The 25,515-nt window shown below is 60.7% G+C and carries 25 protein-coding genes and 1 pseudogene; 11 read left to right on the top strand and 15 right to left on the bottom strand.

What is annotated here, in order from left to right; all coding sequences use genetic code 11:
* Positions 1–91 precede the first annotated feature (91 nt).
* On the top strand, positions 92–949 hold the full coding sequence (locus DLD99_RS28205; protein WP_114886332.1) for an SDR family oxidoreductase: 858 nt from the start codon (positions 92–94) through the stop codon (positions 947–949).
* Between the two features lie 63 nt (positions 950–1,012).
* On the opposite strand, the gene DLD99_RS28200 is transcribed toward DLD99_RS28205, so the two are convergent.
* The 6 genes from DLD99_RS28200 to DLD99_RS28175 all read right to left on the bottom strand — a co-directional run bounded on the left by DLD99_RS28200 (position 1,013) and on the right by DLD99_RS28175 (position 6,321).
* Positions 1,013–1,753, bottom strand: coding sequence for a putative periplasmic lipoprotein (locus DLD99_RS28200; protein ID WP_114886331.1), 741 nt, complete (start codon positions 1,751–1,753; stop codon positions 1,013–1,015).
* Positions 1,754–1,826: 73 nt separating this feature from the next.
* Complete coding sequence (locus DLD99_RS28195; RefSeq protein ID WP_003229509.1) at positions 1,827–2,207, bottom strand: RidA family protein; 381 nt, start codon at positions 2,205–2,207, stop codon at positions 1,827–1,829.
* Between the two features lie 24 nt (positions 2,208–2,231).
* Positions 2,232–4,337, bottom strand: a complete 2,106-nt coding sequence (gene spoT / locus DLD99_RS28190) for a bifunctional GTP diphosphokinase/guanosine-3',5'-bis pyrophosphate 3'-pyrophosphohydrolase (protein ID WP_007954439.1) — start codon at positions 4,335–4,337, stop codon at positions 2,232–2,234.
* A 57-nt stretch (positions 4,338–4,394) separates the two neighbouring features.
* Positions 4,395–4,658 (bottom strand): DNA-directed RNA polymerase subunit omega, encoded by a 264-nt coding sequence (gene rpoZ, locus DLD99_RS28185; RefSeq protein ID WP_003229503.1) that lies wholly within the window; start codon positions 4,656–4,658, stop codon positions 4,395–4,397.
* A gap of 168 nt (positions 4,659–4,826) precedes the next feature.
* Positions 4,827–5,447: a guanylate kinase gene (gene gmk / locus DLD99_RS28180; RefSeq protein ID WP_085708867.1), complete on the bottom strand. Its 621-nt coding sequence runs from the start codon at positions 5,445–5,447 to the stop codon at positions 4,827–4,829.
* 10 nt (positions 5,448–5,457) lie between these two features.
* Positions 5,458–6,321, bottom strand: a complete 864-nt coding sequence (locus DLD99_RS28175) for a YicC/YloC family endoribonuclease (RefSeq protein ID WP_007954440.1) — start codon at positions 6,319–6,321, stop codon at positions 5,458–5,460.
* Positions 6,322–6,588: 267 nt separating this feature from the next.
* On the opposite strand from DLD99_RS28175, the gene rph reads away from it, so the two are divergent.
* The 3 genes from rph to gltS all read left to right on the top strand — a co-directional run bounded on the left by rph (position 6,589) and on the right by gltS (position 9,305).
* Positions 6,589–7,311 (top strand): ribonuclease PH, encoded by a 723-nt coding sequence (gene rph / locus DLD99_RS28170; protein ID WP_085708868.1) that lies wholly within the window; start codon positions 6,589–6,591, stop codon positions 7,309–7,311.
* A 29-nt stretch (positions 7,312–7,340) separates the two neighbouring features.
* Positions 7,341–7,709 (top strand): DUF4870 domain-containing protein, encoded by a 369-nt coding sequence (locus DLD99_RS28165; protein ID WP_085708869.1) that lies wholly within the window; start codon positions 7,341–7,343, stop codon positions 7,707–7,709.
* Positions 7,710–8,096: 387 nt separating this feature from the next.
* Complete coding sequence (gene gltS, locus DLD99_RS28160; protein WP_114886329.1) at positions 8,097–9,305, top strand: sodium/glutamate symporter; 1,209 nt, start codon at positions 8,097–8,099, stop codon at positions 9,303–9,305.
* An 80-nt stretch (positions 9,306–9,385) separates the two neighbouring features.
* Here gltS and DLD99_RS28155 read toward each other — a convergent pair whose 3' ends face one another.
* A complete protein-coding gene (locus tag DLD99_RS28155) occupies positions 9,386–10,165 on the bottom strand; it encodes an exodeoxyribonuclease III (RefSeq protein ID WP_007920349.1) in 780 nt (259 codons plus the stop codon).
* An 82-nt stretch (positions 10,166–10,247) separates the two neighbouring features.
* Here DLD99_RS28155 and pyrE point away from each other — a divergent pair, with 82 nt between their 5' ends.
* Complete coding sequence (gene pyrE / locus DLD99_RS28150) at positions 10,248–10,892, top strand: orotate phosphoribosyltransferase (protein WP_011336558.1); 645 nt, start codon at positions 10,248–10,250, stop codon at positions 10,890–10,892.
* A gap of 70 nt (positions 10,893–10,962) precedes the next feature.
* Here pyrE and argB read toward each other — a convergent pair whose 3' ends face one another.
* The 4 genes and pseudogenes from argB to coaBC all read right to left on the bottom strand — a co-directional run bounded on the left by argB (position 10,963) and on the right by coaBC (position 15,195).
* Positions 10,963–11,868, bottom strand: coding sequence for an acetylglutamate kinase (gene argB, locus DLD99_RS28145; protein WP_065258175.1), 906 nt, complete (start codon positions 11,866–11,868; stop codon positions 10,963–10,965).
* Positions 11,869–11,885: 17 nt separating this feature from the next.
* A pseudogene (locus tag DLD99_RS28140) lies at positions 11,886–13,289 on the bottom strand (phosphomannomutase/phosphoglucomutase); the annotation flags it as partial.
* A gap of 236 nt (positions 13,290–13,525) precedes the next feature.
* Complete coding sequence (gene dut / locus DLD99_RS28135) at positions 13,526–13,981, bottom strand: dUTP diphosphatase (RefSeq protein WP_085708872.1); 456 nt, start codon at positions 13,979–13,981, stop codon at positions 13,526–13,528.
* Positions 13,982–13,986: 5 nt separating this feature from the next.
* Entirely contained in the window at positions 13,987–15,195 is a 1,209-nt protein-coding gene (gene coaBC / locus DLD99_RS28130; protein ID WP_085708873.1) for a bifunctional phosphopantothenoylcysteine decarboxylase/phosphopantothenate--cysteine ligase CoaBC, read from the bottom strand.
* A 135-nt stretch (positions 15,196–15,330) separates the two neighbouring features.
* Here coaBC and radC point away from each other — a divergent pair, with 135 nt between their 5' ends.
* A complete protein-coding gene (radC, locus tag DLD99_RS28125; protein WP_085708874.1) occupies positions 15,331–16,005 on the top strand; it encodes a RadC family protein in 675 nt (224 codons plus the stop codon).
* 77 nt (positions 16,006–16,082) lie between these two features.
* Here the strand turns inward: radC and DLD99_RS28120 are convergent, their stop codons facing one another.
* A complete protein-coding gene (locus DLD99_RS28120) occupies positions 16,083–17,672 on the bottom strand; it encodes an ABC transporter substrate-binding protein (RefSeq protein ID WP_114886325.1) in 1,590 nt (529 codons plus the stop codon).
* A 446-nt stretch (positions 17,673–18,118) separates the two neighbouring features.
* On the opposite strand from DLD99_RS28120, the gene rpmB reads away from it, so the two are divergent.
* Positions 18,119–18,352, top strand: a complete 234-nt coding sequence (gene rpmB, locus DLD99_RS28115; RefSeq protein ID WP_003229474.1) for a 50S ribosomal protein L28 — start codon at positions 18,119–18,121, stop codon at positions 18,350–18,352.
* An 11-nt stretch (positions 18,353–18,363) separates the two neighbouring features.
* Positions 18,364–18,519 (top strand): 50S ribosomal protein L33, encoded by a 156-nt coding sequence (gene rpmG, locus DLD99_RS28110; protein ID WP_003177274.1) that lies wholly within the window; start codon positions 18,364–18,366, stop codon positions 18,517–18,519.
* A gap of 73 nt (positions 18,520–18,592) precedes the next feature.
* On the opposite strand, the gene DLD99_RS28105 is transcribed toward rpmG, so the two are convergent.
* The gene (locus DLD99_RS28105; RefSeq protein ID WP_085708876.1) at positions 18,593–18,955 is read right to left on the bottom strand and encodes a cupin domain-containing protein; all 363 of its coding nucleotides are present in this window, start codon (positions 18,953–18,955) and stop codon (positions 18,593–18,595) included.
* Between the two features lie 236 nt (positions 18,956–19,191).
* Here DLD99_RS28105 and DLD99_RS28100 point away from each other — a divergent pair, with 236 nt between their 5' ends.
* Positions 19,192–20,685 (top strand): aldehyde dehydrogenase, encoded by a 1,494-nt coding sequence (locus DLD99_RS28100; protein ID WP_085708877.1) that lies wholly within the window; start codon positions 19,192–19,194, stop codon positions 20,683–20,685.
* Between the two features lie 183 nt (positions 20,686–20,868).
* Positions 20,869–22,014: an MFS transporter gene (locus DLD99_RS28095; RefSeq protein ID WP_114886323.1), complete on the top strand. Its 1,146-nt coding sequence runs from the start codon at positions 20,869–20,871 to the stop codon at positions 22,012–22,014.
* Between the two features lie 21 nt (positions 22,015–22,035).
* Here the strand turns inward: DLD99_RS28095 and DLD99_RS28090 are convergent, their stop codons facing one another.
* Entirely contained in the window at positions 22,036–23,604 is a 1,569-nt protein-coding gene (locus DLD99_RS28090; RefSeq protein WP_114886321.1) for a phospholipase D family protein, read from the bottom strand.
* A 60-nt stretch (positions 23,605–23,664) separates the two neighbouring features.
* A complete protein-coding gene (locus tag DLD99_RS28085) occupies positions 23,665–25,086 on the bottom strand; it encodes an aminotransferase-like domain-containing protein (RefSeq protein ID WP_114886319.1) in 1,422 nt (473 codons plus the stop codon).
* Between the two features lie 179 nt (positions 25,087–25,265).
* Here DLD99_RS28085 and DLD99_RS28080 point away from each other — a divergent pair, with 179 nt between their 5' ends.
* The gene (locus DLD99_RS28080; protein ID WP_085708885.1) at positions 25,266–25,511 is read left to right on the top strand and encodes a DUF1127 domain-containing protein; all 246 of its coding nucleotides are present in this window, start codon (positions 25,266–25,268) and stop codon (positions 25,509–25,511) included.
* The last annotated feature ends 4 nt before the right edge of the window (positions 25,512–25,515 follow it).

The following is a 25,515-nucleotide window of genomic DNA, read 5'->3' as shown; positions in this document are numbered from 1 at the left end:
ACAGAAGTAATAGAGTTGCTTTTTTTCCTTCATTGCTAGCCGCTCGTCCCCTGCCAGGGCTAGTCTGTCGCTTTCCGATGGGAGATTTTTGATGTCCGCGCCCTCTGTTTTGATCGCCGGTTGCGGTGATGTCGGCAGCCGTCTGGCCACGCAATTGCTGGCTGCCGGCTTTCAGGTGTACGGCCTGCGCCGCAATGTTTCACGTTTGCCGGAAGGCGTTATCGGTGTGGCCGGTGACTTGTTCAATGAAGACTGCCCCGAGACCTGGCCGGTCGGTGCTGTGGATTACCTGGTGTATTGCGCCGCCGCGACCGAGCACGATGAAGCCGGTTATCGCGCGGCTTATGTGCAGGGTTTGCAGCATGTGCTGGGCTGGCTGGACGATTACGGGCAGGTGCCGGATCGGCTGCTGTTCGTTTCCAGCAGCAGTGTCTACGGGCAGCAGGACGGGGAATGGGTGGATGAAAAATCCGAGACCGTTGCCGCTGGTTATTCCGGTCGGGTGATGCTGGAAGCCGAGCAGGTTGCGCTGAACAGCGGCATCCCGGCGAGCATCGTGCGTCTGACCGGCATCTACGGCCCGGGCCGTGAATGGCTGCTGACCCAGGTGCGTCGTGGCTATCGCGTGGCGGTCGATCCGCCGCTGTATGGCAATCGCATCCATGCCGATGACGCGGCGGGCCTGATGGCGTTTCTGCTGGAGGCGGATCGCAAGGGTGTGGCGCTGGATGACGTCTACATCGGCGTGGACGATGCGCCGGCGCCGCTGGCCGAAGTGGTGGCGTGGTTGCGCGAGTATCTGGGTGTCACCGAATGGTCGGAAGACGAGAGCGTGCGCCGAACCGGCAGCAAGCGTTGCAGCAATGCCCGGGCGAAGGCGTTGGGCTGGGTGCCGACGTATCCGAGTTATCGCGAGGGTTATGCCGCGATTCTTGAGGGTCGCTGCTGATTTGCAGATGTAAAAAAGGCGGGAGCAATGGTTTGCTTCCGCCTTTTTTGTTTCACGCGCAGATCACTGCTTCTCGAGCAACCACTTGCGTTCACCCGGGCTGAACTGCGGCTGTTCATCCGCCAGTGCCGTGTTCACGGCCTGCAAAATCTCCAGCTCCTTGCCCTTGCGAACGAAGATCCAGTTGTTGCCCTGACCGTTCTGCTGCAGCCACATGCTGTCGTTTCCGCTGCTCATCGAGGCGCAGTCGCCCGCCAGGCACAAGGCATAGCGGTCGGCACCCGGCAGGCCGGAGACTTGTCCGTCAGCCTGGAATTGCACGGTGGCGCCTTCGCCCTGGCCGCTGGCGATGGTCCAGTTGCCGCCCAGGTAGGCCGAATACAGCGCGCGTTCGAAGCTGGCGCCGATCGGTGCGCCTTCCGGCACCGGAATCTGCGCGCGATCGAAGAGCTGCTGCGGTTCGTTTTCGCTGGCAGCCTGGTGCAACTGGCCGCCGTCGCGTTTCAGCTCGCTGCCGGAGCTGCCGTAGAAATCGACTTTCCAGGCGCCGGACTGTTCGCCCTGCAGCCGTCCTTCGACGTTCTCGAAACCGTTGGTGAAGCGGGCCTGTCCGGCCTTGGTGTTGATGTCCCATTCCAGGTTCGGGCCGTAGGCCTGAAGCGCTTCACGCAGGGGGCCGCCCTTGGCGGCGGCATCGATGGCGACCTGATTGATCCAGGTGCCGCTGATGTCACGGTCGGCAGGGTTGCTGGCGCAACCGCCGAGGAAAATGGCGAGCAGCGAGAGAGCAAGCGCTTTGCGCATGGTGGAATCCTTTCAAAACCTTTTCTTTACCGCAGAGCAGTCGGCGCGACCTTGAAGGGTCGCGCCGTGCGCATTACTCGATGACCAGAATGGCATCCATCTCAACCTGCGAACCCTTTGGCAGGGCTGCAACGCCGATGGCGGCGCGGGCCGGGTATGGCTGGTCGAAGTACTTGCCCATGATCTCGTTGACCTTGGCGAAGTGGCTCAGGTCGGTGAGGAAGATGTTCAGCTTGACGATGTCCTTGAATGAACCGCCGGCAGCTTCGGCCACGGCTTTCAGGTTCTCGAAGACCTGGACGGTCTGGGCTTCGAAGCCTTCGACCAGTTCCATGGTTTTCGGGTCCAGCGGGATCTGGCCCGACATGTAGACAGTGTTGCCAGCCTTGATCGCCTGGGAGTAAGTACCGATGGCGGCCGGGGCCTTGTCGCTGGTGATAACGGTCTTGGTCATGTATGACTCCTTGTAATGGTGGGCTCAGGCACGCATGCGGGTGATGCGGATCACCCCGGTCAGTGCGCGCAGTTTCTTGATCACGCGGGCCAGGTGCACACGGTCGTGGACGCTGACCACCAACTGGACGACGCTGATGCGACCATCGCGCTCATCCATGCTGATTTTCTCGATATTGCCGTCGGCCGCGTTGACGCTGCTGGCCAGCAGGGCGATCAGGCCGCGCTGGTGTTCCAGCTCGACACGCAGTTCGACGTTGAATTCGCCGGTGACATCCTTGGCCCACGAGAGCTGGATGCATTTTTCCGGGTTGTGGCGGATTTCGCTGATGTTGCGGCAGTTGTCCAGGTGCACGACCATGCCTTTGCCCGCCGACAGGTGCCCGACAATCGGGTCGCCCGGGATCGGCGTGCAGCATTTGGCGTAACTGAGCACGAGACCTTCGGTGCCGCGAATCGCCAGCGGGCCTTCAGGGCTTGGCAGTTGCTCGCCTTCGCCGAGCAGGCGACGCGCCACGACATAGGCCATGCGGTTGCCCAGGCCGATGTCTTCCAGCAAGTCTTCGATCAGTTCGAGGCGGTACTCGGTGAGCATCGCCTTCACGCGTTCGGCCGGAATCTGTTCCAGCGCGCTGTCGAAACCGTTGAGCACCTTGTTCAGCAGGCGTTCGCCGAGGCTGATGGATTCGGAGCGGCGTTGCAGTTTCAGCGCGTGGCGGATGTGGGTCCGCGCCTTGCCGGTGACCACGAAGTTGAGCCACGCCGGATTCGGCCGTGCGCCGGGGGCGCTGACGATCTCGACCGTGGAGCCACTTTGCAGTGGTTCGGACAGCGGCGCGAGACGACGGTTGATCCGGCAGGCGATGCAGCTGTTGCCGACATCGGTGTGCACCGCGTAGGCAAAGTCGACCGCCGTGGAGCCTTTGGGCAGCTCCATGATCCGGCCTTTGGGCGTGAACACGTAGACCTCGTCCGGGAACAGGTCGATCTTCACGCTCTCGATGAATTCCAGCGAGTTGCCGGCACGTTGCTGCATTTCCAGCACGCCTTTGACCCACTGACGGGCGCGGGCATGAGTGCCTTTCGGCTGCTCGTCGCCGCTGGATTTGTACAGCCAGTGGGCGGCAATGCCGTTGTTGGCCATCTCTTCCATTTCACGGGTGCGGATCTGGATCTCGATCGGAACACCGTGCATGCCGAACAGCGTGGTGTGCAGCGACTGATAGCCGTTGGCCTTGGGGATCGCGATGTAATCCTTGAAGCGCCCCGGCAACGGTTTGTACAAATTATGAACAGCACCCAGCACGCGGTAGCAGGTATCGACCTTGTCGACGATGATCCGGAACGCGTAGACGTCCATGATCTCGTTGAAAGCCCGACGCTTGCCGCGCATTTTCTTGTAAATGCCGTAGAGGTGTTTCTGGCGACCACTGACTTCACCCTGGATGCCGTCGATGGCGAGGCAGTGGCCAAGGGACTCTTCGATCTTGTTGACGATTTCCTTGCGGTTGCCCCGGGCGCGTTTGACCGCCTGGTAGATCCGCGCGGAACGCATCGGGTGCATGGCCTTGAAACCGAGGTCTTCGAACTCGATGCGGATCGCGTGCATGCCCAGCCGGTTGGCGATGGGTGCGTAGATCTCGAGGGTTTCCTTGGCGATGCGCCGGCGTTTTTCGCCGGACAGCACTTCCAGCGTGCGCATGTTGTGCAGGCGGTCGGCGAGCTTGACCAGGATCACGCGAATGTCGCGTGCCATGGCCATGGCCATTTTCTGGAAGTTTTCAGCCTGGGCTTCGGCCTTGGTCTCGAAGTTCATCTGGGTCAGTTTGCTGACCCCGTCGACCAGTTCGGCCACGGTTTCACCGAACTGCGCTTGCAGCGCTTCCTTGGCGATACCGGTGTCTTCGATTACGTCATGCAGCATCGCAGCCATCAGGCTCTGATGGTCCATGTGCATGTCGGCAAGAATGTTTGCCACGGCAAGAGGATGCGTGACGTACGCCTCGCCGCTGCGGCGGCGTTGGCCGTCGTGGGCTTGTTCGGCGTAGAAATACGCTCGGCGGACCAGGTTGACCTGGTCATTGCCGAGGTAGGTCGATAAGCGATCGGCGAGGGCGTCTATGCTCGGCATGATAACTCCTGCCGTAGGCTGTGATCCCGCGCCGTGCTACGTCGACCAGGCATAGGCTTAGACGGCCTCGTTGGACTCGTCCTCGAACGCAGCGAAGACCGGGTCTTCGTGGACGATTTCCTGCTCGGCGATGAACTCGTAGCTCATCAGGCCTTCAGCGATTTCACGCAGCGCAACTACGGTCGGTTTGTCGTTTTCCCACTGTACCAGGGGCTCTTTGCCGCCGGTGGCCAGTTGACGGGCACGCTTGGTAGAGAGCATGACCAGCTCAAAGCGGTTTTCCACGTGTTCTAGGCAGTCTTCAACGGTTACGCGGGCCATGGTATTCCTCGGAGCGAATGCAATATGCGCGCTGCCCGGTTGGGCGAGCGGACTCAACAGTTTAAAAAATCACCAGCGATTAGGGAAGCGCTGATTTTTTGACCAGACTCTTCAACGCGCTGCAAGCACCAATGTAAAGCCCTTGCAGCGGTTTTGGGAAGTGCTGTTTCAGCCCAGCAATTCAGCCAGCAATTTGCCGAAACGCACTTGCTGGCGTTTCTGTTGCAGCTGATTGGCGCGGAAAATCGCTTTCAGATCGTCCAGCGCGTGGGCGAAATCGTCGTTGATGATCAGGTAGTCGTACTCGACGTAGTGGCTCATTTCGCTGACGGCTTCGCGCATCCGGCCGGCAATGATTTCGTCGCTGTCCTGGCCGCGGTTGGTCAGGCGCTGGTGCAGGGCCTGCAGCGATGGCGGCAGGATGAAGATCGAACGGGCCTGGGGCATCAGCTTGCGAACCTGCTCGGCGCCTTGCCAGTCGATCTCCAGAATCAGGTCGTGACCTTCGTCCAGGGTCTGCTGCAGGCGGCTTTGCGAGGTGCCGTAGAAGTTGCCGAAGACTTCGGCGCGTTCGAGGAAGTCGCCGTGCTCGCCCATCTTCACGAACTCTTCGCGGCTCACGAAGTGATAGTTCACGCCGTCCACTTCGCCCGGGCGCATGGCACGGGTGGTGTGGGAAATCGAGACGCGGATTTCCGGGTTGGCGTCGGTCAGGGCCTTGACCAGACTGCTCTTGCCCGCGCCCGAGGGGGCGGAAATGATGTACAGGGTGCCGGTGCTGTGGGTCATGTCTGTTGCCTTACTCAATATTCTGCACTTGTTCGCGCATCTGCTCGATCAACACCTTCAGGTTGACCGCCGCCTGGGTGCTGCGCGGGTCGAAGGCCTTGGAGCCCAGTGTGTTGGCTTCGCGGTTGAGCTCCTGCATCAGGAAATCCAGGCGCCGGCCGGCGGCACCGCCGGATTTCAGCACCCGGCGAACTTCGATGATGTGAGTGCTCAGGCGATCCAGTTCTTCAGCCACGTCGCTCTTTTGCGCGAGCATGACCATTTCCTGTTCCAGGCGCTGCGGGTCCATCTCGGCCTTCATGTCGGCGAAGCGGTCGAGGACTTTCTGGCGCTGGGTGGCGAGCATCTGCGGAACCAGTTCGCGCAGGGTCACTACGTCTTCCTCGATGGAGGTCAGGCGATCGTTGATCAGGCGTGCCAGCTCCGCGCCTTCGCGCTCGCGGCCGGCCTTGAGGTCTTTCAGGCCTTGATTGAACAGTGCCAGCGCCTCAGCGTTCAACGCTTGCGGGTCGGTGGCGTCGGCGACCAGTACGCCCGGCCAGGCCAGCACTTCCAGCGGGTTCAGCGCCGCCGGGTTCTTGATCAGGCCGGCGACGGTCTCGGCAGCGGCGACCAGTTGTGCAGCGCGCTCGCGGTCCACTTGCAGTGGCTTGCCGGTGCTTTCCTCGGTGAAGCGCAGGGTGCATTCCAGTTTGCCGCGCGACAGGCCCTGGCGCAGGGCTTCGCGGACGGCGCCTTCGAGGTCGCGAAACGATTCCGGCAGGCGCAGGTGGGGTTCCAGGTAGCGGCTGTTGACCGAGCGCAGCTCCCAGCTCAGGGTGCCCTGAACGCCGGCTTTCTCGACGCGGGCGAAGGCGGTCATGCTGTGCACCATGGGGTGACCTCGCGATACAGATCGGCGCGAATTGAAGCTTCGCAGCTCGATATCAATGAATTTAAGCCGACTGGCAGCAAAGGCGCAGGATTGTAGCGCAGTGCGGCAGATGCGCCCAAACACACGGTGTGACAAAGGGCTGCAGGCCGTCGGCGAAGCGCGTTTCAGGGCTCTGGATCGACGGCCGGAATTTTTAAGCAGTGCCCAGGCACGGTGCGCAGCTCTATAATGCTCCGCAGTTTTCCGTCCCCAGTACAGGTATCTCCTATGAAACGTCCAAGTGGTCGCGCTGCCGATCAGCTCCGCTCGATCCGCATTACCCGCAACTACACCAAGCACGCCGAAGGGTCGGTACTGGTCGAATTCGGTGATACCAAAGTCATCTGTACCGTCAGCGTCGAAAACGGCGTGCCGCGTTTCCTCAAAGGTCAGGGCCAGGGCTGGCTGACCGCCGAGTACGGCATGCTGCCGCGCGCCACCGGCGAGCGTAACCAGCGTGAAGCGAGCCGTGGCAAGCAGGGCGGCCGCACCCTGGAAATCCAGCGCCTGATCGGTCGCTCCCTGCGCGCTGCGCTGGATATGTCCAAGCTGGGCGACGTCACCCTGTACGTCGACTGCGATGTGATCCAGGCCGACGGCGGCACCCGCACCGCGTCGATCACCGGCGCCATGGTTGCGCTGGTCGATGCCCTGAAAGTCATCAAGAAGCGCGGCGGCCTGAAAGGCGGCGACCCGCTCAAGCAAATGATCGGTGCTGTTTCCGTGGGCATGTACCAGGGCGAGCCGGTGCTGGATCTGGACTATCTTGAAGACTCCGCTGCCGAGACCGACCTGAACGTGGTGATGACCAGCACTGGCGGTTTCATCGAAGTGCAGGGCACCGCCGAAGGCGCGCCGTTCCAGCCTGAAGAGCTGACCGCGATGCTGGAACTGGCCAAGAAAGGCATGAACGAGATCTTCGAACTGCAAACGGCTGCACTGGCCGACTGAGCAGGTTCGTAACCCGCGAGGAGGACGCGATGAGTGATGAGCAAGAGTTGCTGCCCAAGCCGAGCCACGAGGTTCGCCAGTGGGCAATGTTTTGTCACTTGTCCGCCTTGCTGGGGATCTGGGTTCCGTTCGGCACGCTGATCGGGCCATTGATCCTGTGGCAGATGAAGCGCGAGACGGATCCGTTTATCGATGCCCAGGGCAAGGAAGCGCTGAATTTTCAGATCACCGTGGCAATTGCTTCGATGATCTGCTTTTTGCTGATGGTGCTGATCATCGGGTTTGTGTTGTTCGGCCTGCTTGCCATCGGCGCACTGGTGTTGACGATCATTGGTGGCGTAAAGGCCAATGAAGGTTTTCCGTACCGTTATCCGTTTACCTGGCGCTTGATCAAATAGCATTCAGCCGAAATGTGCATGTTGGAATAATTAATTCTGCATGTTTAAAAGCCCTGACTTGTCAGGGCTTTTTTGCAACTACATAAACCTGCACTGATTGTAGGAATAGTCTGCCCGCGATGAATGGCAGAACAGATTTTATATATCCACCGGCCTTACATTTTTAGTCACAACTGTAATGCCTTGATGCGGCCAAAGGTCATTGGCAGCATGACTTTGCGCTTGTTAAGGTTGTCGCACGTCATATTCCTTCAGAAATATTTCGATATATTCAGGCCATCGAAGGCCCTTGAATTCCAGTGTTTCCGATGTTGAAACAGCCAGCCGATTCGTGAGGCGTATCCAGGGAAAAGTTCGCCTCCGACTCTATAGCCAAGAATAATCCAGATGATTCAGCTCGATTTTTACGGCACGCTCGTGGCCGCTTCCCTTGTACTTCTGCTGGGGCGTGGTCTTGTTACCCGTGTTGGTGTACTGCGCAATTTCAATATTCCCGAACCTGTCGCGGGTGGCCTGTTGGTTGCCCTGGGGCTTCTGGTATTGCGTGCGCTCGACATAGAAGTCCGGTTCGATACCTCGTTGCAGGCGCCGCTGATGCTGGCGTTTTTTGCCACTATCGGTCTGAGTGCAGACTTCGCCAGCCTGAAGAAGGGCGGTCGCGTAGTGGGGGTGTTTTTACTGGCGGTCACCGGCCTCCTGATCCTGCAGAACGCCATGGGCATCGGACTCGCCACAGTGCTGGGGCTCGACCCGCTGATGGGGCTGTTGACGGGCTCCATCACGCTGGCCGGTGGTCATGGAACCGGCGCCGCCTGGGGAACGGTATTCAGCGAGAAATACGGTCTGGCTTCAGCCTCCGAGCTGGCGATCGCCTCGGCGACATTCGGTCTGGTGCTGGGTGGGCTGATCGGTGGTCCGGTTGCCCGCCTGCTGATCAAGCGTGTCGAGGTGCCGGGTTGCCACGCGCAGGAGGCGCCGCGTCTGCCAAAGGGTTTTGAGCAGCCGAACAAGGAGCGCTCGATCACACCATTCTCGTTCATCGAAACCCTGGCACTGATCGCGGTCAGTCTGCTGGTCGGCACTCTGTTGAACGGGCTGCTGCATGGCACGGCATTCGAGTTGCCGACATTCGTCTGTGTCTTGTTCGTGGGTGTCGTGCTGCGCAACGGCCTCTCGGCGTTTGGTCTGTATCAGGTCTTCGAGCGGGAAGTCTCGGTGCTGGGCAACGTCAGCCTGTCGCTGTTTCTGGCGATTGCGCTGATGTCGCTCAAGCTGTGGGACCTGGCAGCGCTGGCGTTGCCGATCTTCATCATTCTGGCGGTACAGACACTGGTCATGGCGCTGTTCGCGGTGTTCGTGACGTTCAGGGTGATGGGGCGCAACTACGATGCGGCAGTACTGGCGGCCGGACATTGCGGTTTCGGCCTCGGTGCCACGCCGACCGCCATCGCCAACATGCAAGCGGTGACGCAGCGTTACGGGCCTTCGCAGATCGCGTTTCTGGTCGTACCGATGGTGGGCGCATTCTTCATCGATATCATCAATGTCATCGTTATCAAGCTGTACCTGGCGCTGCCGTTCTTCGCTGCTGTCTAAAGCACATTCCAGCCTGAGACTGACCCATAAAAAATGCCCGTATCCTGCGATACGGGCATTTTTCTACTGCGAAACGACGCTTAGATGGTCAGCGTCCAGTCGTAGTCGACGATCAGCGGTGCATGCTGCGAGAACCGTGGCTGACGCGGCAGGCGTGCGCTGCGCACGAAGCGCCGCAGGCCCGGAGTCAGGATCTGGTAATCGAAGCGCCAGCCCAGATTCAGCATCTCGGCCTGTTCGTTGTCCGGCCACCAGCTGTACTGGTCGCCTTCGCGGCTGACTTCGCGCAGGGCGTCTACGTAGCCCATGTTGCCGACAATCTCGTCCATCCAGGCGCGTTCCGGCGCCAGGAAGCCCGGGGATTGCTGGCTGTCGCGCCAGTTCTTGATGTCGAGCTTCTGCTGCGCGACGTACAGCGAGCCACAATAAATGTACTCGCGACGTTTGCGCCGCTGTTTGTCCAGGTACTTGCCGAAGTCGTCCATGAGCTTGAACTTCTGGTTCAAGTCCTCATCGCCGTTCATCCCCGAAGGAAGCAGCAAGGTGGCAATACTGACTTTGTCGAAATCTGCTTGCAGGTAGCGCCCGTAGCGGTCGGCCGTCTCGAAACCGAGACCGCTGATGACAGCCTTCGGTTGCAACCGCGAATACAAAGCCACGCCGCCTTGGGCAGGGACTTCAGCATCGCAGGCATAAAGGAAGTAGCCGTCCAGTTGGAAGGCTGGGTCATCCAGTTCAAAGGCGGAGGCACGGGTGTCCTGCAGGCAGATGACGTCGGCATTCTGAGCCTGCAGCCAACTGAGCAAACCGCGCTCGACTGCAGCCTGAATACCATTGACGTTCACACTGATGATCCGCATAAATGGCCCCAAAAATCGCGTGCGTGTATGATACACGGCGTCAAGCTAATTAGCTAAATCCGTGGTATTTGGGGTTTTTTTCATGCAAGCGTATCAGCGCGATTTCATTCGTTTTGCCATCGATCGCGGCGTTTTGCGCTTCGGTGAGTTCACCCTGAAGTCCGGACGCACCAGTCCTTACTTCTTCAACGCCGGCCTGTTCAACTCGGGTTCGGCCCTGGCGCAGCTCGGTCGTTTCTATGCCGCAGCCATCGCTGAGAGCGGTATTCCGTTCGACGTGCTGTTCGGCCCGGCCTACAAAGGCATCCCGCTGGCGGCAACCACTGCCGTGGCGCTGGCTGAACACCACAACCGTGACCTGCCATGGTGCTTCAACCGCAAGGAAGCCAAGGCCCACGGCGAGGGCGGCAGCCTGGTCGGCGCTCCGCTGACCGGCGACGTGCTGATCATCGACGACGTGATCACCGCCGGCACCGCGATCCGTGAAGTGATGCAGATCATCGCTTCCCAGGACGGCGCCAAGGCCGCTGGCGTGCTGATCGCCCTGAACCGTCAGGAGCGCGGCAACGGCGAGCTGTCGGCGATTCAGGAAGTCGAGCGTGATTTCGGCATTCCGGTCATCAGCATCGTGTCGCTGAACCAGGTACTGGAATTCCTGGCAGACGATCCGCAGCTCAAGCAGCACCTGCCAGCCGTTGAAGCCTATCGCGCCCAGTTCGGCGTCTGATCGCTTCTCCCGGGCAAAAAAAGACCCCGCTCAGTCAGGCTGAGCGGGGTCTTTTTATTTGTGCGATCGCTTACGGGCGCTTGCGATTGCTGATCAGCGTGCCCACACCGGTGTCGGTGAAGATTTCCAGCAGGATCGCGTTCGGTACACGACCGTCGATGATCAGCGAGCTGCCCACGCCACCCTGAACCGCTTCCAGTGCGCAGCGGATCTTCGGCAGCATGCCGCCATAGATGGTGCCGTCGGCGATCAGGTCGTCGACCTGCTGGGTGCTCAGGCCGGTCAGTACCTTGCCCGACTTATCCATCAGGCCGGCGATGTTGGTCAGCAGCATCAGTTTCTCGGCTTTCAGCGCTTCGGCAACCTTGCCGGCCACCAGATCGGCATTGATGTTGTACGACTCGCCGTTTTCACCCACACCAATCGGCGCGATCACCGGGATGAAGTTGCCTTTGACCAGCAGGTTCAGCAGTTCGGTGTTGATCCCGACTACTTCGCCCACCTGACCGATGTCGATGATTTCCGGCTGGGTCATCTCCGGGGTCTGGCGGGTGACGGTGAGTTTCTTCGCACGTATCAGCCCGGCGTCTTTGCCGGTCAGGCCGATGGCGCTGCCGCCGTGACGGTTGATCAGGTTGACGATGCTTTTGTTGACCTGGCCGCCGAGGACCATTTCCACCACGTCCATGGTCGCCGCGTCGGTTACACGCATGCCGTCGACGAAGTGGCTCTCGATCGACAGACGCTTGAGCAGATCACCGATCTGCGGGCCGCCACCGTGAACCACGACCGGGTTGATGCCGACGGCTTTCATCAAGACGATGTCGCGGGCGAAGCCGGTTTTCAGCTCCTCGCTTTCCATCGCGTTGCCGCCGTATTTGATCACCAGGGTCTTGCCGACATAACGTCGGATGTAAGGCAACGCTTCGGACAGGACCTTGGCGGTTTGGGCGGCGGCTTCGCGTTCGAGGGTCATTCAGGGCTCCGGGTGAATCAGAACGGTAGTTGGAGATCAGGTGCAACGCGTTTCAACTGGGCATGGAACACAGCCTTGATGCGCTGCAATTCAGCCTCGTCATCGGCCTCGAAGCGCAGCACCAGCACCGGTGTGGTGTTGGAGGCGCGCACCAGGCCCCAGCCTTTGGCGTAATCGACCCGCACGCCGTCAATGGTGGTCAGGTCGGCGCCTGGACCCCACTGCGCATCGTGCAGTGCATCAATGATGCTGAATTTGCTCTCTTCGGTCACATGGATATTGATTTCCGGCGTGGAAATATCGTTCGGGAAGGTCGCGAACAGCGTTTCCGCGTCGGATTTTTCCTTGCTGAGGATTTCCAGCAGCCGTGCGGCGCTGTAAATGCCGTCGTCGAAACCGAACCAGCGTTCCTTGAAGAAGATGTGCCCGCTCATTTCACCGGCCAGCAATGCGCCGGACTGTTTCATTTTCTTTTTGATCAACGAGTGACCGGTCTTCCACATTAGCGACTGGCCGCCGTATTCCTTGATCAACGGAATCAGGCGACGGGTGCATTTGACGTCGAAGATGATTTCCGCGCCCGGGTTGCGGGCCAGCACGTCGCGGGCAAACAGCATCAACAGACGGTCCGGGAACACGATGGTGCCAGTGTTGGTCACCACGCCGACGCGGTCGCCGTCACCGTCAAAGGCCAGGCCGATGTCAGCCTTGGTTTCCTTGACCTTGGCAATCAGGTCGACGAGGTTTTCAGGTTTGCCCGGGTCCGGGTGGTGGTTCGGGAAGTTGCCGTCGACTTCGCAGAACAGCGGGATGACTTCGCAGTTCAGCGCTTCGATCAGTTGCGGGGCGATCACGCCGGCCGCGCCGTTGCCGCAGTCGACCACGACTTTCAGGCGCCGGGCCAGTTTGATGTCTTGGACGATTTCAGTGGTATAGCGGTCGAGGATTTCGACCTGGGTCACGCTGCCCTTGCCGCTGCTCAGGTTGCCGGTCTTGAGGCGCTCGTGCAGGGCCTGGATCTGTTCGTTGGCGAGGGTGTCGCCGGCGATCACGATCTTGAAGCCGTTGTAGTTCGACGGGTTGTGGCTGCCAGTGAGCATCACGCCGGATTTGCCGGCCAGTACGTTGGCGGCGTAGTACAGCGCCGGGGTCGGCACCAGGCCGACGTCACTGACGTGGCAGCCGCTTTCGGCGATGCCGCGGATCAGCTCGGCAACCAGTTCCGGGCCGGACAGGCGGCCATCACGGCCGACGGACACGTTCGGTTCACCCTGGGCCAGGCTCTGGGAGCCGATGGCGCGGCCGATCCAGTAGGCGGTTTCGGCATTGAGGAATTCCGGCACGGTGCCGCGAATGTCATAGGCGCGGAAGATGCTGGCGGGAAGCTTCGGGGCGACTTGGGCGGGGGTGCTCATCTGCGGAAATGCTCCATCTCGAAAGTGGCGGGACACACCGACGAATCATCTCGGCGGCAGGCTCAAACTGAAGGGTATGACGGCGGTTTTCACAGAGAGTTCGTGGTGTGAAAGGGCCATGACGCCTTGTCCGGCGTGGCTTTGGCCTGCCAATGCCTTGATTTTCGGCGCTAAACCTTGCAGATGACATTTTGAATTTCGTGGCAAGCAACACGCACTCGCCACGACAGGTTTCCAGCCGATTACTTGGTGCCGGAGTGGCCGAAACCGCCAGCGCCGCGCTCGGTTTCGACGAACTCTTCAACCATTTCGAAGTGCGCCTGCATTACGGGAACAAGCACCAACTGAGCGATGCGTGAACCCACCTCCAGGGTGAAAGGCGTTGTGCCACGGTTCCAGCAGGAAACCATCAGCTCGCCCTGGTAGTCGGAGTCGATCAGGCCGACGCTGTTGCCGAGTACGATACCGTGTTTGTGACCCAGTCCTGAGCGAGGCAGGATCAGCGCCGCCAGGCCAGGATCGCCGATGCAGATCGCCAGACCAGTCGGGATCAGCAGAGTTTGACCCGGCTCCAGGGTTACGTCCTGCTGGAGCATTGCTCGCAGGTCCAGGGCGGCGGAGCCCGGTGTGGCGTATTGCGGCAGCGGAAATTCGGTACCGATGCGTGGGTCGAGGATCTTGGCTTGCAAAGCGTGCATGTAAATTAAACCTGGTTCAGACGTTCGGCGATAAAAGTGACCAGTTGGCGAGCAATCTTGCTCTTGCTGGTCTGGGCGAAAACCGTGGCGTGCAGCCCACGGTCGATGACGCTGCAGGCGTTTTCTTCGCTGTTGAAACCGATGCTCGGGTTGGCGACGTCGTTGGCGACGATCAGATCGAGATTCTTGTCCTTCAGCTTGCGTGCAGCGTAGTCGAGCAGGTGTTCGGTCTCGGCGGCGAAGCCGACACTGAACGGACGGTCGGGACGGGTCGCGATGGTGGCCAGGATGTCCGGGTTACGCACCATTTGCAGGACGAAGCCGTCACCGCTCGTAGGGTCTTTCTTCAATTTTTGCGGGGCGACGACTTCCGGACGGTAGTCCGCGACCGCTGCCGAGGCGATGAAGATGTCGCAAGGGATCGCGGCTTCACAGGCAGCGAGCATGTCGCGGGCGCTGACCACATCGATACGCGTGACGCGATCCGGCGTCGGCAAATGCACCGGGCCGCTGATCAGCGTGACGCGGGCGCCGGCTTCCACCGCCGCTTCAGCCAGGGCAAAGCCCATTTTGCCGGAGCTGTGGTTGGTGATGTAGCGCACCGGGTCGATGTTTTCCTGGGTCGGACCGGCGGTGATCACCACGTGCTTGCCGGTCAGCGCCTGACGCTGGAAGCAGTCCGCCGCGAGCTGGGCAAGGTCGGTGGCTTCCATCATGCGGCCCATGCCGACGTCGCCGCAGGCCTGGCTGCCGGAGGCCGGGCCGAAGGTCTTGAGGCCACGGCTTTCAAGGAGTTGCAGGTTGGCCTGGGTCGCCGGGTCGCGCCACATGGCCTGGTTCATGGCCGGGGCGACAGCGACGATGGCGTCGGTGGCCAGCACCAGGGTGGTCAGCAGATCGTTGGCAATGCCTTGGGCCAGGCGGGCCAGCAGGTCGGCGGTGGCCGGGGCGATCAGCACCAGATCGGCCCATTTGGCCAGTTCGATGTGGCCCATCGCGGCTTCGGCGGCCGGGTCGAGCAGATCCAGGTGAACCGGGTGGCCGGACAGGGCCTGCATGGTCAGCGGGGTGATGAATTCGCTGCCGCCACGGGTCATGACCACGCGCACTTCGGCGCCCTGATCGATCAGGCGGCGCACAAGGTCGGCGCTCTTGTAGGCAGCGATACCGCCGCCGACGCCCAGAACGATGCGTTTCCGATACAGCCGCTGCATAGGTCTGCCTTTCATTTCGTTGGTGACATGCGTGGCGAAACCCCCTCCCCAGGGTGAATTCGCCCGCAAAAAAGATGGGCTACGATATCACAGCGACCGCTACGGAACAGCGGCGCCCACAGACAAGGAATGTGTATGAGTATTCGCGATTGGCCGGCGGCGGAAAGGCCGCGGGAGAAACTGTTGGAACAGGGCTCGGGAAGTCTTTCCGATGCCGAATTGCTGGCGATTTTTCTACGCACCGGCGTATCCGGTAAAAGCGCGGTGGATCTGGCGCGACACTTGCTGAGTCAGTTCGGCAGCCTGCGTGCATTGCTGGAGGCCGATCTCGGCGCGTTCAGCGAGCAATTGGGCCTGGGGCCGGCGAAGTTTGCCCAGCTGCAGGCTGTGCTGGAGATGGGGCGGCGACATCTGGCCGAGCGCATGCGGCAGAAAACGGCGCTGGAGAATCCACAGGTGGTCCGTGATTACCTCAAAGCCATGTTGCGCCACGAGCCGCACGAGGTGTTCGGCTGCCTGTTTCTGGACTCCAAACATCAGGTGCTGACCTTTGAGACGCTGTTTCGCGGCTCGATCGACAACACGGCGGTGCATCCCCGGGAAGTGGTGAAGCGCTCGCTGGCCAATAACGCGGCGGCCGTGATCCTGTGCCATAACCATCCGTCGGGTAACACCGATCCCAGTCAGGCTGATCGATTATTGACCAAGCGATTGCAGAAGGCTTTGGAGTTCATCGATGTGCGGGTGCTCGATCACTTCATTGTCGGTGATGGCGAGCCGTTGTCGATGGCGGAGTGTGGCTGGATGTAGACAAGCAGCTGCAAGTTTCAAGTGCCGAGCCACAAGCTAAAGCAGACTGCGAATGGCTCTAGCTTGTGGCTTGCAGCTTATGGCTTGAGGCTGGCTCTGGAGTAATCCTGCCGCCCGAACGGGCTCACCGAGTAACCCTGCACGTCTTTACGCGTCAGCGCATAAGCCGTCGGATGCGCCAATGGCAGCCAAAGCGCCTGCTGCTGGATCTGCGCCTGTGCCTGTTCATAGAGCTTGGTGCGCACACCCTGCTCGCTGGTGGTCTTGCCGGCGCTGATCAGCTTGTCCAGATCGGCATTGCAGTAGCGGGCGAAGTTGGTGCCGGACTTCACCGCCGCGCAGGAAAACTGCGGTGTGAGGAAGTTGTCCGGGTCGCCGTTGTCACCGGCCCAGCCCATGAACAGCAGGTCATGCTCGCCAGCCTTGGCGCGACGAATCAGTTCGCCCCATTCGATCACGCGGATTTCCGCCTGGATGCCGATTTCCGCCAGATCCGATTGCAGCAGTTGTGCGCCGAGGCTCGGGTTCGGGTTGAGCAGGCTGCCGGACGGACGCGTCCAGATGGTGGTCTGGAAACCGTCCTTCAGCCCGGCCTTGGCCAGCAAAGCCTTGGCTTTTGCCACGTCGTGCGGGTAACCCGGCAGATTCTTCGCGTAGCTCCAGGTATTTGGCGGGTACGGGCCGTTGGCGGGTTCGGCGGTGTCTTCGAAAACGGCCTTGAGGTAGTTGGCCTTGTCGAAGGCAAGGTTGATCGCCTGGCGCACTTCCGGCTTGTCCAATGGTGGATGCTGGCTGTTGATGCCAACGAATGCGGTCATGAACGCGTCAGTCTTTTCGACTTTCAGCGTCGGTTCTTCTTTCGCGGCCTGTACGTCCAATGGTTTTGGCGACAGGGCGATCTGACACTCGTTACGCCGCAGCTTTTGCAGGCGCACGTTGGCGTCCGGGGTGATGGCGAAGATCAACGGATCGACCGCAGGCTTGCCGCGGAAGTAATCCGGGTTGGCCTTGTAGCGAATCGAGGCGTCTTTCTGGAACCGGGTGAACACGAACGGTCCGGTGCCGATTGGCTGGCTGTTGAGCTTGTCGGTCGCGTTGGCCTTCAGCAGCTTGTCAGCGTATTCGGCGGAATAGATCGACGCGAAACCCATGCTCAGGGTCGCCAGGAACGTGGAGTCCGGGTGATCGAGGGTGAAACGCACGGTCAGCGGGTCGAGGGCGTCGATCTTCTTGATCAGGCTCGGCAGCTGCATCGACTGAGCGTGCGGAAAGCCGCTCTGGGCGACCTTGTGCCACGGGTTGGCCGGGTCGAGCATGCGGTCGAAGCTGAACTTGACGTCTTCGGCGGTCAGCTCACGGGTCGGCTTGAAGTACTCGGTGCTGTGGAACTTCACCTGCGGGTGCAGTTTGAATATATAAGTCAGGCCGTCGGTGCTGACTTCCCAGCTGTCGGCCAGGCTCGGGACCACTTTGCCGGTCGCCGTATCGAAGTCCACCAGGCGGTTCATCAGCACATCGGCCGAGGCGTTGGTGGTGGTCAGCGAGTTGTACTGCACCACGTCGAACCCTTCGGGGCTGGCCTCGGTGCAAACGCTCAGGGCGGCGGCCTGGGCCAGGGGGCTCAGCAATAACGGGGCGAGCAACAGGGGGAGGGCAGCGAGGCGCATGGTCGGCTTCCTTTACAGATCGAAGGCCCATCTGCAAGTGCAGTCTGGAAAAGGCCTACCCTAGTGGTCGCAATTGCAAATGACTATCCCCTTTTTGCATTTTCGGGGTCTGACGGCTGAGGATTTGTCGGAAGTGGCGGCAGGAAAAATCCCGAATGCGGGTATGATCGGTTTTCTTCGACGAATGGTAAAAATTGCCGCCAGCCTTTGCCCAAGCCACTTGCGGGCAGGAAAAGCGGCTTTTTAGCCATTCATTGCACACGGAAAGTTGTTGCTCCGTGGTCTTTCTGGTATAAAGCAGCGCTCTTTTCTAGGGGCCCGGTTCCTTCGCTTGTAGGTGTAGCCGGTAAGACCTCTAAAGAATCGCGGCGCCTGGCGCCACAATGACTAGAGATTAAGCGGCCAACCCATGCCGGGTTGGGCATGTGGTTTTAGAGGGCTGAGGCATGTCTAGAGTATGTCAAGTTACCGGTAAGGGTCCGGTAACCGGGAATAACATTTCCCACGCAAACAACAAAACCCGTCGTCGTTTCCTGCCGAACCTGCAGCATCACCGCTTCTGGGTTGAAGAAGAGAAACGTTTCGTACGCCTGCGCGTTTCCGCCAAAGGCATGCGTATCATCGACAAGCGTGGCATCAGCGTTGTGCTGGCCGAGCTGCGTCGCGACGGCAAGATTTAAGGGAGCTAATCATGCGTGAATTGATTCGTTTGATTTCGAGCGCCGGTACTGGTCACTTCTACACTACCGACAAGAACAAGCGTACTACCCCGGACAAAATCGAGATCAAGAAATATGATCCGGTTGTTCGCAAGCACGTGATCTACAAGGAAGGCAAAATCAAGTAATTGATTTTTCCCGACTTACGAAAAAGGCCCGTATCTCACGATACGGGCCTTTTTTGTTGCCTGGCGAAAGGCTTCAGGCCTTCTGTTCGAAGATCACATAGACCTTGCGGCACGCCTCCAGCACTTCCCAGGTGCCACGGAAACCGGCCGGAATCACGAAGCGGTCGCCGACACGCAGAGTCTTGGCATTGCCTTCGCCGTCACGCAGCACCGAAACACCCTGGAGGATTTCGCAGTATTCGTGTTCGGTGTAATTCACCGTCCACTGACCCACTGCACCTTCCCACACGCCAACGCCCATTTGCCCGCAAGGGCTGTCGTATTGATTGAACACCGCCTGCTCGGGATCGCCCTTGAGTACTTTGGCCGGATCCGGGCGGTAGCGCTCGGCCTGGTCCATGGTCAGGCTGATGTCGACGACGTTCTGGATGTTCATTGTTGTTTTCTCCTGTGATGACGGCGCGATGGCTTGAAAGGGCCAAAGTCTATGTTGATTAAATTGAACGCCGCAAGGCGATATAGAAGCCTTATGTCAAATATATTGAAACAACCCCGGCCGCTGGTTTAGGGTGGCGGGTGCCTTGGGCCGAAAACAGGCTGGCCGGGCAGAATTCCTGAGGACGCCGGCGAAGATCGCGCGGCGCTCGTATTCAACAAGAGGAGGACACTCGAATGACCACCCTGACTCGTGCCGACTGGGAACAACGCGCCCGCGACCTGAAGATCGAAGGCCGCGCCTACCTCAATGGCGAGTACACCGATGCCGTCTCCGGCGAGACCTTCGAGTGCATCAGCCCGGTCGATGGCCGTCTGCTGGGCAAGATTGCCAGCTGTGACGCCGCCGACGCCCAGCGCGCCGTGGAAAACGCCCGCGCCACCTTCAATTCCGGTGTCTGGTCGCGCCTGGCGCCGACCAAACGCAAAGCCACCATGATCCGTTTCGCCGGCCTGCTCAAGCAGCACGCCGAAGAACTGGCCCTGCTCGAAACCCTCGACATGGGCAAGCCGATCAGCGACTCGCTGTACATCGACGTGCCGGGTGCCGCGCAAGCCCTGAGCTGGAGCGGTGAAGCGATCGACAAGATCTACGACGAAGTCGCCGCCACTCCGCACGATCAACTGGGTCTGGTAACCCGCGAACCAGTGGGCGTGGTCGGTGCCATCGTGCCGTGGAACTTCCCGCTGATGATGGCCTGCTGGAAGCTCGGCCCGGCCCTGTCGACCGGTAACTCGGTGATCCTCAAACCGTCGGAAAAGTCCCCGCTGACCGCCATCCGCATCGCTGAACTGGCGGTCGAGGCCGGCATTCCGAAAGGCGTGCTGAACGTGCTGCCGGGCTACGGCCACACCGTCGGCAAGGCGCTCGCGCTGCACAACGACGTCGACACCCTGGTGTTCACCGGTTCGACCAAGATCGCCAAGCAACTGATGATCTATTCCGGCGAATCGAACATGAAACGTGTGTGGCTGGAGGCCGGCGGCAAGAGCCCGAACATCGTGTTTGCCGATGCGCCGGACCTGCAAGCCGCTGCCGAATCCGCCGCCAGCGCCATCGCCTTCAACCAGGGCGAAGTCTGCACCGCCGGTTCCCGTCTGCTGGTCGAGCGTTCGATCAAGGACAAATTCCTGCCGATGGTGATCGAGGCGCTGAAAGCCTGGAAACCGGGCAATCCGTTGGACCCGGCTACCAACGTTGGTGCGCTGGTCGATACCCAGCAGATGAACACCGTGCTGTCCTACATCGAATCCGGCCACACCGACGGCGCCAAACTGGTGGCCGGCGGCAAGCGCATCCTTCAGGAAACCGGTGGCACCTACGTCGAGCCAACGATTTTCGACGGCGTGAGCAACGCGATGAAGATTGCCCAGGAAGAAATCTTCGGCCCGGTGCTGTCGGTCATTGCCTTCGATACCGCCGAGGAAGCGATCAACATCGCCAACGACACGCCTTACGGTCTGGCCGCAGCGGTCTGGACCCAGGACATCTCCAAGGCGCACCTCACCGCCAAGGCATTGCGTGCCGGCAGCGTGTGGGTCAACCAGTACGATGGCGGCGACATGACCGCACCGTTCGGCGGCTTCAAGCAGTCGGGCAACGGCCGTGACAAGTCGCTGCACGCGTTCGACAAATACACTGAGCTGAAGGCGACCTGGATCAAGCTGTAAATCGCTGACGGGAGCCTGAGTGAATCAGGCTCCCGAATCGAACAGAGATCCCTGTGGGAGCGAGCCTGCTCGCGATTGCGGTGTGACAGTCGACATCAATGTTGAATGTGATACCGCAATCGCGAGCAGGCTCGCTCCCACATTGGTTTTGAGTGAATAAAAATATCCACAGGAGCGTGGACCATGCGTTGGGCGACGTATTTCGCCGTGTTGGCGTCTGTCTTGAGTGTTGGCCTGGCCCTTGGCGTCAGCATGCCGCTGGTGTCGTTGCGTCTTGAGGGCTGGGGTTACGGTTCGTTCGCCATCGGCGTGATGGCGGCGATGCCGGCCATTGGCGTGTTGCTGGGGGCGAAGGTTTCGAGTCATCTGGCGGCGCGCTTCGGCACAGCGAATCTGATGCGCCTGTGCCTTTGGGGTGGGGCGTTGTCCATCGGTTTTCTGGCGCTGCTGCCGAGTTATCCGATCTGGCTGGTGCTGCGGCTGATGATCGGGGTGATCCTGACCATAGTGTTCATCCTCGGCGAGAGCTGGATCAATCAACTGGTGGTCGAACAGTGGCGCGGGCGATTGGTGGCGCTGTATGGCAGCAGTTATGCGCTCAGCCAACTGTCCGGTCCGTTACTGTTGGGTGCGCTCGGTACCGAGCATGATTACGGCTTCTGGGTGGGTGTTGCGTTGCTGATTGCCTCGCCGTTGTTGCTGTTGGGTCGCAGTGGGGCGCCGAGCAGCGAGGCCAGCAGCGTGACCTTCGGTGACCTGTGGGGTTTCAGTCGCGAACTGCCGGCGATTGCCTGGGCGGTGTCGCTGTTCGCCGCGTTCGAGGCAATGATCCTGACGCTTTTGCCGGTGTACTGCCTGCAACAGGGCTTCACGGCGGAAATAGCGCTGGCAATGGTCAGCACCGTGGTGGTGGGCGACGCGCTGCTGCAATTGCCCATCGGTGCATTGGCCGACTACCTGTCGCGGCGAACCTTGTTCGCCGGTTGCGCCGTGGTGCTGATGCTGTCGAGTCTGGCGATCCCGATGTTGATCGACACCCTGCTGATCTGGCCGCTGTGGGTGCTGTTCGGCGCCAGTGCCGGTGGCTTGTTCACCCTGTCGCTGATCCTGATCGGCGAGCGCTACCGAGATGACGCACTGGTGCGCGCCAATGCGCATGTCGCGCAGCTGTGGGGTGTCGGTTGTCTGATAGGGCCATTGGCGGCGGGGGCGGGCAGTCAATGGATCAGCGGGCACGCGTTGCCGTGGTTCATGGCGGCCGGGGCGTTCGGGCTGGTGATTCTGCTGTCGCGGCAAGGGGCGTTCGGCAAGGTGCCGGAGCCTGCCTGATGTTCAAGCTGGGGCGGACGGCTACAGCATCCGCTCCAGTCCCACCGTGGTGCTGAACCACGCATTGAAGCGCCGCCACCAGCTGCCGGGTTCCTTGGTCAGTGTGTGCATCTGGCCGTTGTCCTCGGTGACCCAGACGACTTTCCCGTCCTGAAGTTTTGCTTCATAGCTCAGCGCTGGCGCCATGCCCTGCAAGGCCAGTTCCCGTACATGGGCAGCCAGCTCGGGACTGTCCACCAGCACCCCGACTTCGGTGTTCCACAGCACCGAGCGCGGGTCGAAATTGAACGAGCCGATGAACGCTTTTTTCCCGTCGAAGATCATCGCCTTGCTATGCAGGCTGGAATCCGAGCCACGGAACGACTTGCTGTAAAACAGGTGCGGGCCGCTGCCGAAGTTATCCCCAGGCTGGCGCCGCAGTTCATACAACTTTACGCCATGTTCCAGCAGTGCCTTGCGATACGGCGCATAGCCGCCGTGTACCGCTGGCACATCGGTGGCTTCCAGCGAGTTGGTCAGCAGGCTCACCGAAACACCCGCATCGGCACGGCCAGTCAGGTAAACCAGCCCCGGCTGGCCCGGCACGAAGTAGGCGGAAATCATCATCAACTCCTTGCTGACACCCCTCAGCTCCGGTGCCAGTTGCGTGGTCAGCAGCAGTTGCGGATCCGGCTTGCCGTCCGCCAGCACCTTGCTCGGCGCATCCCACAGCGCCTGGTTCCACGCCCAGATCAGCTCCCGGCGCCAGATGTCCATGCGCGGGTGGGTAGTGAAGGTCATCAGCTGCTGATACAGCGCGTGATTCTGTTTGCGGGTTTCTTCGAGGGACTCTTCCAGGCGCGTGCGGGTGTTCTGCAGGTCTTTGGCCGAGGGCTTGCTGGAGAGAAATTCCTCGATCGGCTTGCTCAGGGCGCTGTTCCAGTACTGATCGAAGCCGTGCCCGAGCTGTTCGGCCACCGGCCCGACGCTGAGCATGTCGATGTCGGTGAAATTCAGGTTGGGCTCGGCATCGAAATACTCGTCACCCAGATTGCGGCCGCCGACGATAGCGGCGCTGTTGTCCGCCAGCCACAGCTTGTTGTGCATCCGCCGGTGTTGCTGCGACAGGTTGAACAGCCGGCCGGCGGCACGGGTCACGCCGGTGCTGCGGCCCAGGTGCAGTGGATTGAACAGGCGGATCTGGATGTTCGGATGCGCCGCCAGCGTGGCGATGATCAGGTCGAGGCCGTCGCTGGTGGTGTCGTCCAGCAGGATGCGAACTCGTACGCCACGATCGGCAGCCTTCAGCACTTCTTCCACCAGCATGCGGGTGCTGATGCCGTCGTGGACGATGTAGTACTGCAAATCGAGGCTGCTCTGGGCGTTACGGATCAACTCGGCGCGAGCGGTGAAGGCTTCGGTGCTGTTGGACAGCAGGCGAAAGCCGGACTGGCCCTTGTACGGCGCTGCCTGGGCCTGGATCGAGCGACCGAAACTCGATGAAGAGGCCGGCAATGCCTGGCTTGGCTCGCGTGGCACATCGAAGGTCGCGCAACCGCCCAGGAACGAGGCGAGTAGCAGCAGAGCGAGTAGGGGCTGTCTGAAGCTCACGTAGGATCGTTCCGATTGGCGGCAAGGGTCGGCATATGGACGCGGGTCTCTGGAAAAAGGTCAGTCGGCTTCAGCGAGCAGCTTGATTGCCGCTGCACCCACCTTGCGCACAGCTTCTTCGATGAGCGGTGTCGGCTTGGCAGCGTAGTTCATGCGCAGGCAATTGCGGTACTTGCCCGACGCCGAAAAAATGCTGCCGACGGCAATCTGTACGCCCTGATCGTGCAGTGCACGATTCAGTTTCAGGGTATCGAAACCTTCCGGCAGTTCGACCCAGAGCATGAAGCTGCCTTGCGGACGGCTGGCACGAGTGCCGGCCGGGAAATATCGCGTCACCCAATCGATCATCACGTCGCGATTGCGCTGGTATTGCGTACGCATCCGCCGCAAATGCGGTTCGAAGTGCCCGGCTTTCAGAAACTCGGCGATGGCGATCTGTGGCTGTGGCGCGGTGGAGCCGGTGCTGATGTATTTCATGTGCAGCACCCGCTCGAGGTATCGACCCGGCGCGACCCAGCCGATACGCAGCCCCGGCGCGAGAGTCTTGGAGAACGAACTGCACAGCAACACACGGCCATCTTCGTCGAAGGATTTGATCGTGCGCGGACGCGGGTAGGTGTAGGCCAGTTCGCCATACACGTCGTCCTCGATGATCGCCACGTCGAAGCGCTGGGCCAGCGTCAACAACGCGCGTTTGCGCGACTCCGGCATGATGTAGCCGAGCGGGTTGTTGCAGTTGGGCGTGAGCTGGATGACCTTGATCGGCCACTGCTCCAGCGCCAGTTCCAGGGCTTCGAGGCTGATGCCGGTGAGCGGGTCGGTGGGGATTTCCAGGGCTTTCATGCCCAGCCCTTTGAGGGTCTGCATGGCGCCATGAAAGCTTGGCGAGTCCACCGCGACGATGTCACCGGGCTCGCAGATCGCGTGAATGCTGGTGGACAGCGCTTCATGGCAACCGGTGGTGACCACCAGATCGCTGGCGCTCAACTGGCAGCCGGAGTCGAGCATCAGCCGGGCGATCTGTTCGCGCAGTTCGAGGGTGCCGTGAATGTTGTCGTAATACAGACCGGGCATGTCCTGGCGGCGGCTGATACGGGCCAGTCCGCGCAGCAGCGGTTTCATCGTCGGTGAGGAGATGTCCGGCATGCCGCGACCGAGCTGCACCACATCCTTGCGCGGCACCGCGCGAATCAGCTCCAGCACCTGATCCCACTGGGAAATCTCCACCGGGCGCTGGGCCGGACGCCCGATTGCCGGCAGTTCCGGCAGCTCGCGGCCGACCGGCACGAAGTACCCGGATTTGGGTTTGGGCGTGGCCAGACCGCTGTCTTCCAGCATTCGATAGGCCTGCTGCACCGTGCTCAGGCTGACCCCATGTTCTACGCTCAAGGCGCGCACCGACGGCAGGCGATCACCAGGACGGTAGAAGCCTTGTTCGATGCGGGTGCCGAGCAACTCGGCGAGGTTCACATACAGGGTCATGGCACTGCCTCGATGCAGGTGATTCGAAAAACCAGTACAGATGCGGCGTAAATCGACAATTCAGTCCCGGAGACAGCAAATCTGTATGGAAATAATACAGATGTGTTGAATCTGTAATGCCTTTGTCGGCCCGCGCATCATGGAATCTCTGGCTACCCAAGTAAACAGGAGCGACAAAAATGAACGGCTTGAGCGATGTGCGGCTGACGTTACACAGTCAGGAACTGGAGGCGGGGCAACAGGACAGTGCGCGCAACGAGATGCTGCGCAACGCGCCGTCCGGCCTGAGTCGCTGGGGCCTGTTCTGGCATCGTCTGCACACGCGCAAAGCGTTGCTGGGCCTGACACCGGAGCAGCTCAAGGATGTCGGGCTGACTCGCGAACAGGCGCTGGAGGAGGGGTTGAAGCCGTTCTGGCGGATCTGAATCT

Source organism: Pseudomonas kribbensis (assembly GCF_003352185.1).
Taxonomy (GTDB): Bacteria; Pseudomonadota; Gammaproteobacteria; order Pseudomonadales; family Pseudomonadaceae; genus Aquipseudomonas; species Aquipseudomonas kribbensis.
This window is presented reverse-complemented; position numbering and strand designations above follow the sequence as displayed.

What these genes read in the sequence shown, in the direction of transcription:
- DLD99_RS28205 (WP_114886332.1), top strand. Translation starts at nt 92, where the DNA reads ATGTCCGCGCCCTCTGTTTTGATCGCCGGTTGCGGTGATGTCGGCAGC.
- DLD99_RS28200 (WP_114886331.1), bottom strand. Translation starts at nt 1,753, where the DNA reads ATGCGCAAAGCGCTTGCTCTCTCGCTGCTCGCCATTTTCCTCGGCGGT.
- DLD99_RS28195 (WP_003229509.1), bottom strand. Translation starts at nt 2,207, where the DNA reads ATGACCAAGACCGTTATCACCAGCGACAAGGCCCCGGCCGCCATCGGT.
- spoT (WP_007954439.1), bottom strand. Translation starts at nt 4,337, where the DNA reads ATGCCGAGCATAGACGCCCTCGCCGATCGCTTATCGACCTACCTCGGC.
- rpoZ (WP_003229503.1), bottom strand. Translation starts at nt 4,658, where the DNA reads ATGGCCCGCGTAACCGTTGAAGACTGCCTAGAACACGTGGAAAACCGC.
- gmk (WP_085708867.1), bottom strand. Translation starts at nt 5,447, where the DNA reads ATGACCCACAGCACCGGCACCCTGTACATCATTTCCGCCCCCTCGGGC.
- DLD99_RS28175 (WP_007954440.1), bottom strand. Translation starts at nt 6,321, where the DNA reads ATGGTGCACAGCATGACCGCCTTCGCCCGCGTCGAGAAAGCCGGCGTT.
- rph (WP_085708868.1), top strand. Translation starts at nt 6,589, where the DNA reads ATGAAACGTCCAAGTGGTCGCGCTGCCGATCAGCTCCGCTCGATCCGC.
- DLD99_RS28165 (WP_085708869.1), top strand. Translation starts at nt 7,341, where the DNA reads ATGAGTGATGAGCAAGAGTTGCTGCCCAAGCCGAGCCACGAGGTTCGC.
- gltS (WP_114886329.1), top strand. Translation starts at nt 8,097, where the DNA reads ATGATTCAGCTCGATTTTTACGGCACGCTCGTGGCCGCTTCCCTTGTA.
- DLD99_RS28155 (WP_007920349.1), bottom strand. Translation starts at nt 10,165, where the DNA reads ATGCGGATCATCAGTGTGAACGTCAATGGTATTCAGGCTGCAGTCGAG.
- pyrE (WP_011336558.1), top strand. Translation starts at nt 10,248, where the DNA reads ATGCAAGCGTATCAGCGCGATTTCATTCGTTTTGCCATCGATCGCGGC.
- argB (WP_065258175.1), bottom strand. Translation starts at nt 11,868, where the DNA reads ATGACCCTCGAACGCGAAGCCGCCGCCCAAACCGCCAAGGTCCTGTCC.
- dut (WP_085708872.1), bottom strand. Translation starts at nt 13,981, where the DNA reads ATGCACGCTTTGCAAGCCAAGATCCTCGACCCACGCATCGGTACCGAA.
- coaBC (WP_085708873.1), bottom strand. Translation starts at nt 15,195, where the DNA reads ATGCAGCGGCTGTATCGGAAACGCATCGTTCTGGGCGTCGGCGGCGGT.
- radC (WP_085708874.1), top strand. Translation starts at nt 15,331, where the DNA reads ATGAGTATTCGCGATTGGCCGGCGGCGGAAAGGCCGCGGGAGAAACTG.
- DLD99_RS28120 (WP_114886325.1), bottom strand. Translation starts at nt 17,672, where the DNA reads ATGCGCCTCGCTGCCCTCCCCCTGTTGCTCGCCCCGTTATTGCTGAGC.
- rpmB (WP_003229474.1), top strand. Translation starts at nt 18,119, where the DNA reads ATGTCTAGAGTATGTCAAGTTACCGGTAAGGGTCCGGTAACCGGGAAT.
- rpmG (WP_003177274.1), top strand. Translation starts at nt 18,364, where the DNA reads ATGCGTGAATTGATTCGTTTGATTTCGAGCGCCGGTACTGGTCACTTC.
- DLD99_RS28105 (WP_085708876.1), bottom strand. Translation starts at nt 18,955, where the DNA reads ATGAACATCCAGAACGTCGTCGACATCAGCCTGACCATGGACCAGGCC.
- DLD99_RS28100 (WP_085708877.1), top strand. Translation starts at nt 19,192, where the DNA reads ATGACCACCCTGACTCGTGCCGACTGGGAACAACGCGCCCGCGACCTG.
- DLD99_RS28095 (WP_114886323.1), top strand. Translation starts at nt 20,869, where the DNA reads ATGCGTTGGGCGACGTATTTCGCCGTGTTGGCGTCTGTCTTGAGTGTT.
- DLD99_RS28085 (WP_114886319.1), bottom strand. Translation starts at nt 25,086, where the DNA reads ATGACCCTGTATGTGAACCTCGCCGAGTTGCTCGGCACCCGCATCGAA.
- DLD99_RS28080 (WP_085708885.1), top strand. Translation starts at nt 25,266, where the DNA reads ATGAACGGCTTGAGCGATGTGCGGCTGACGTTACACAGTCAGGAACTG.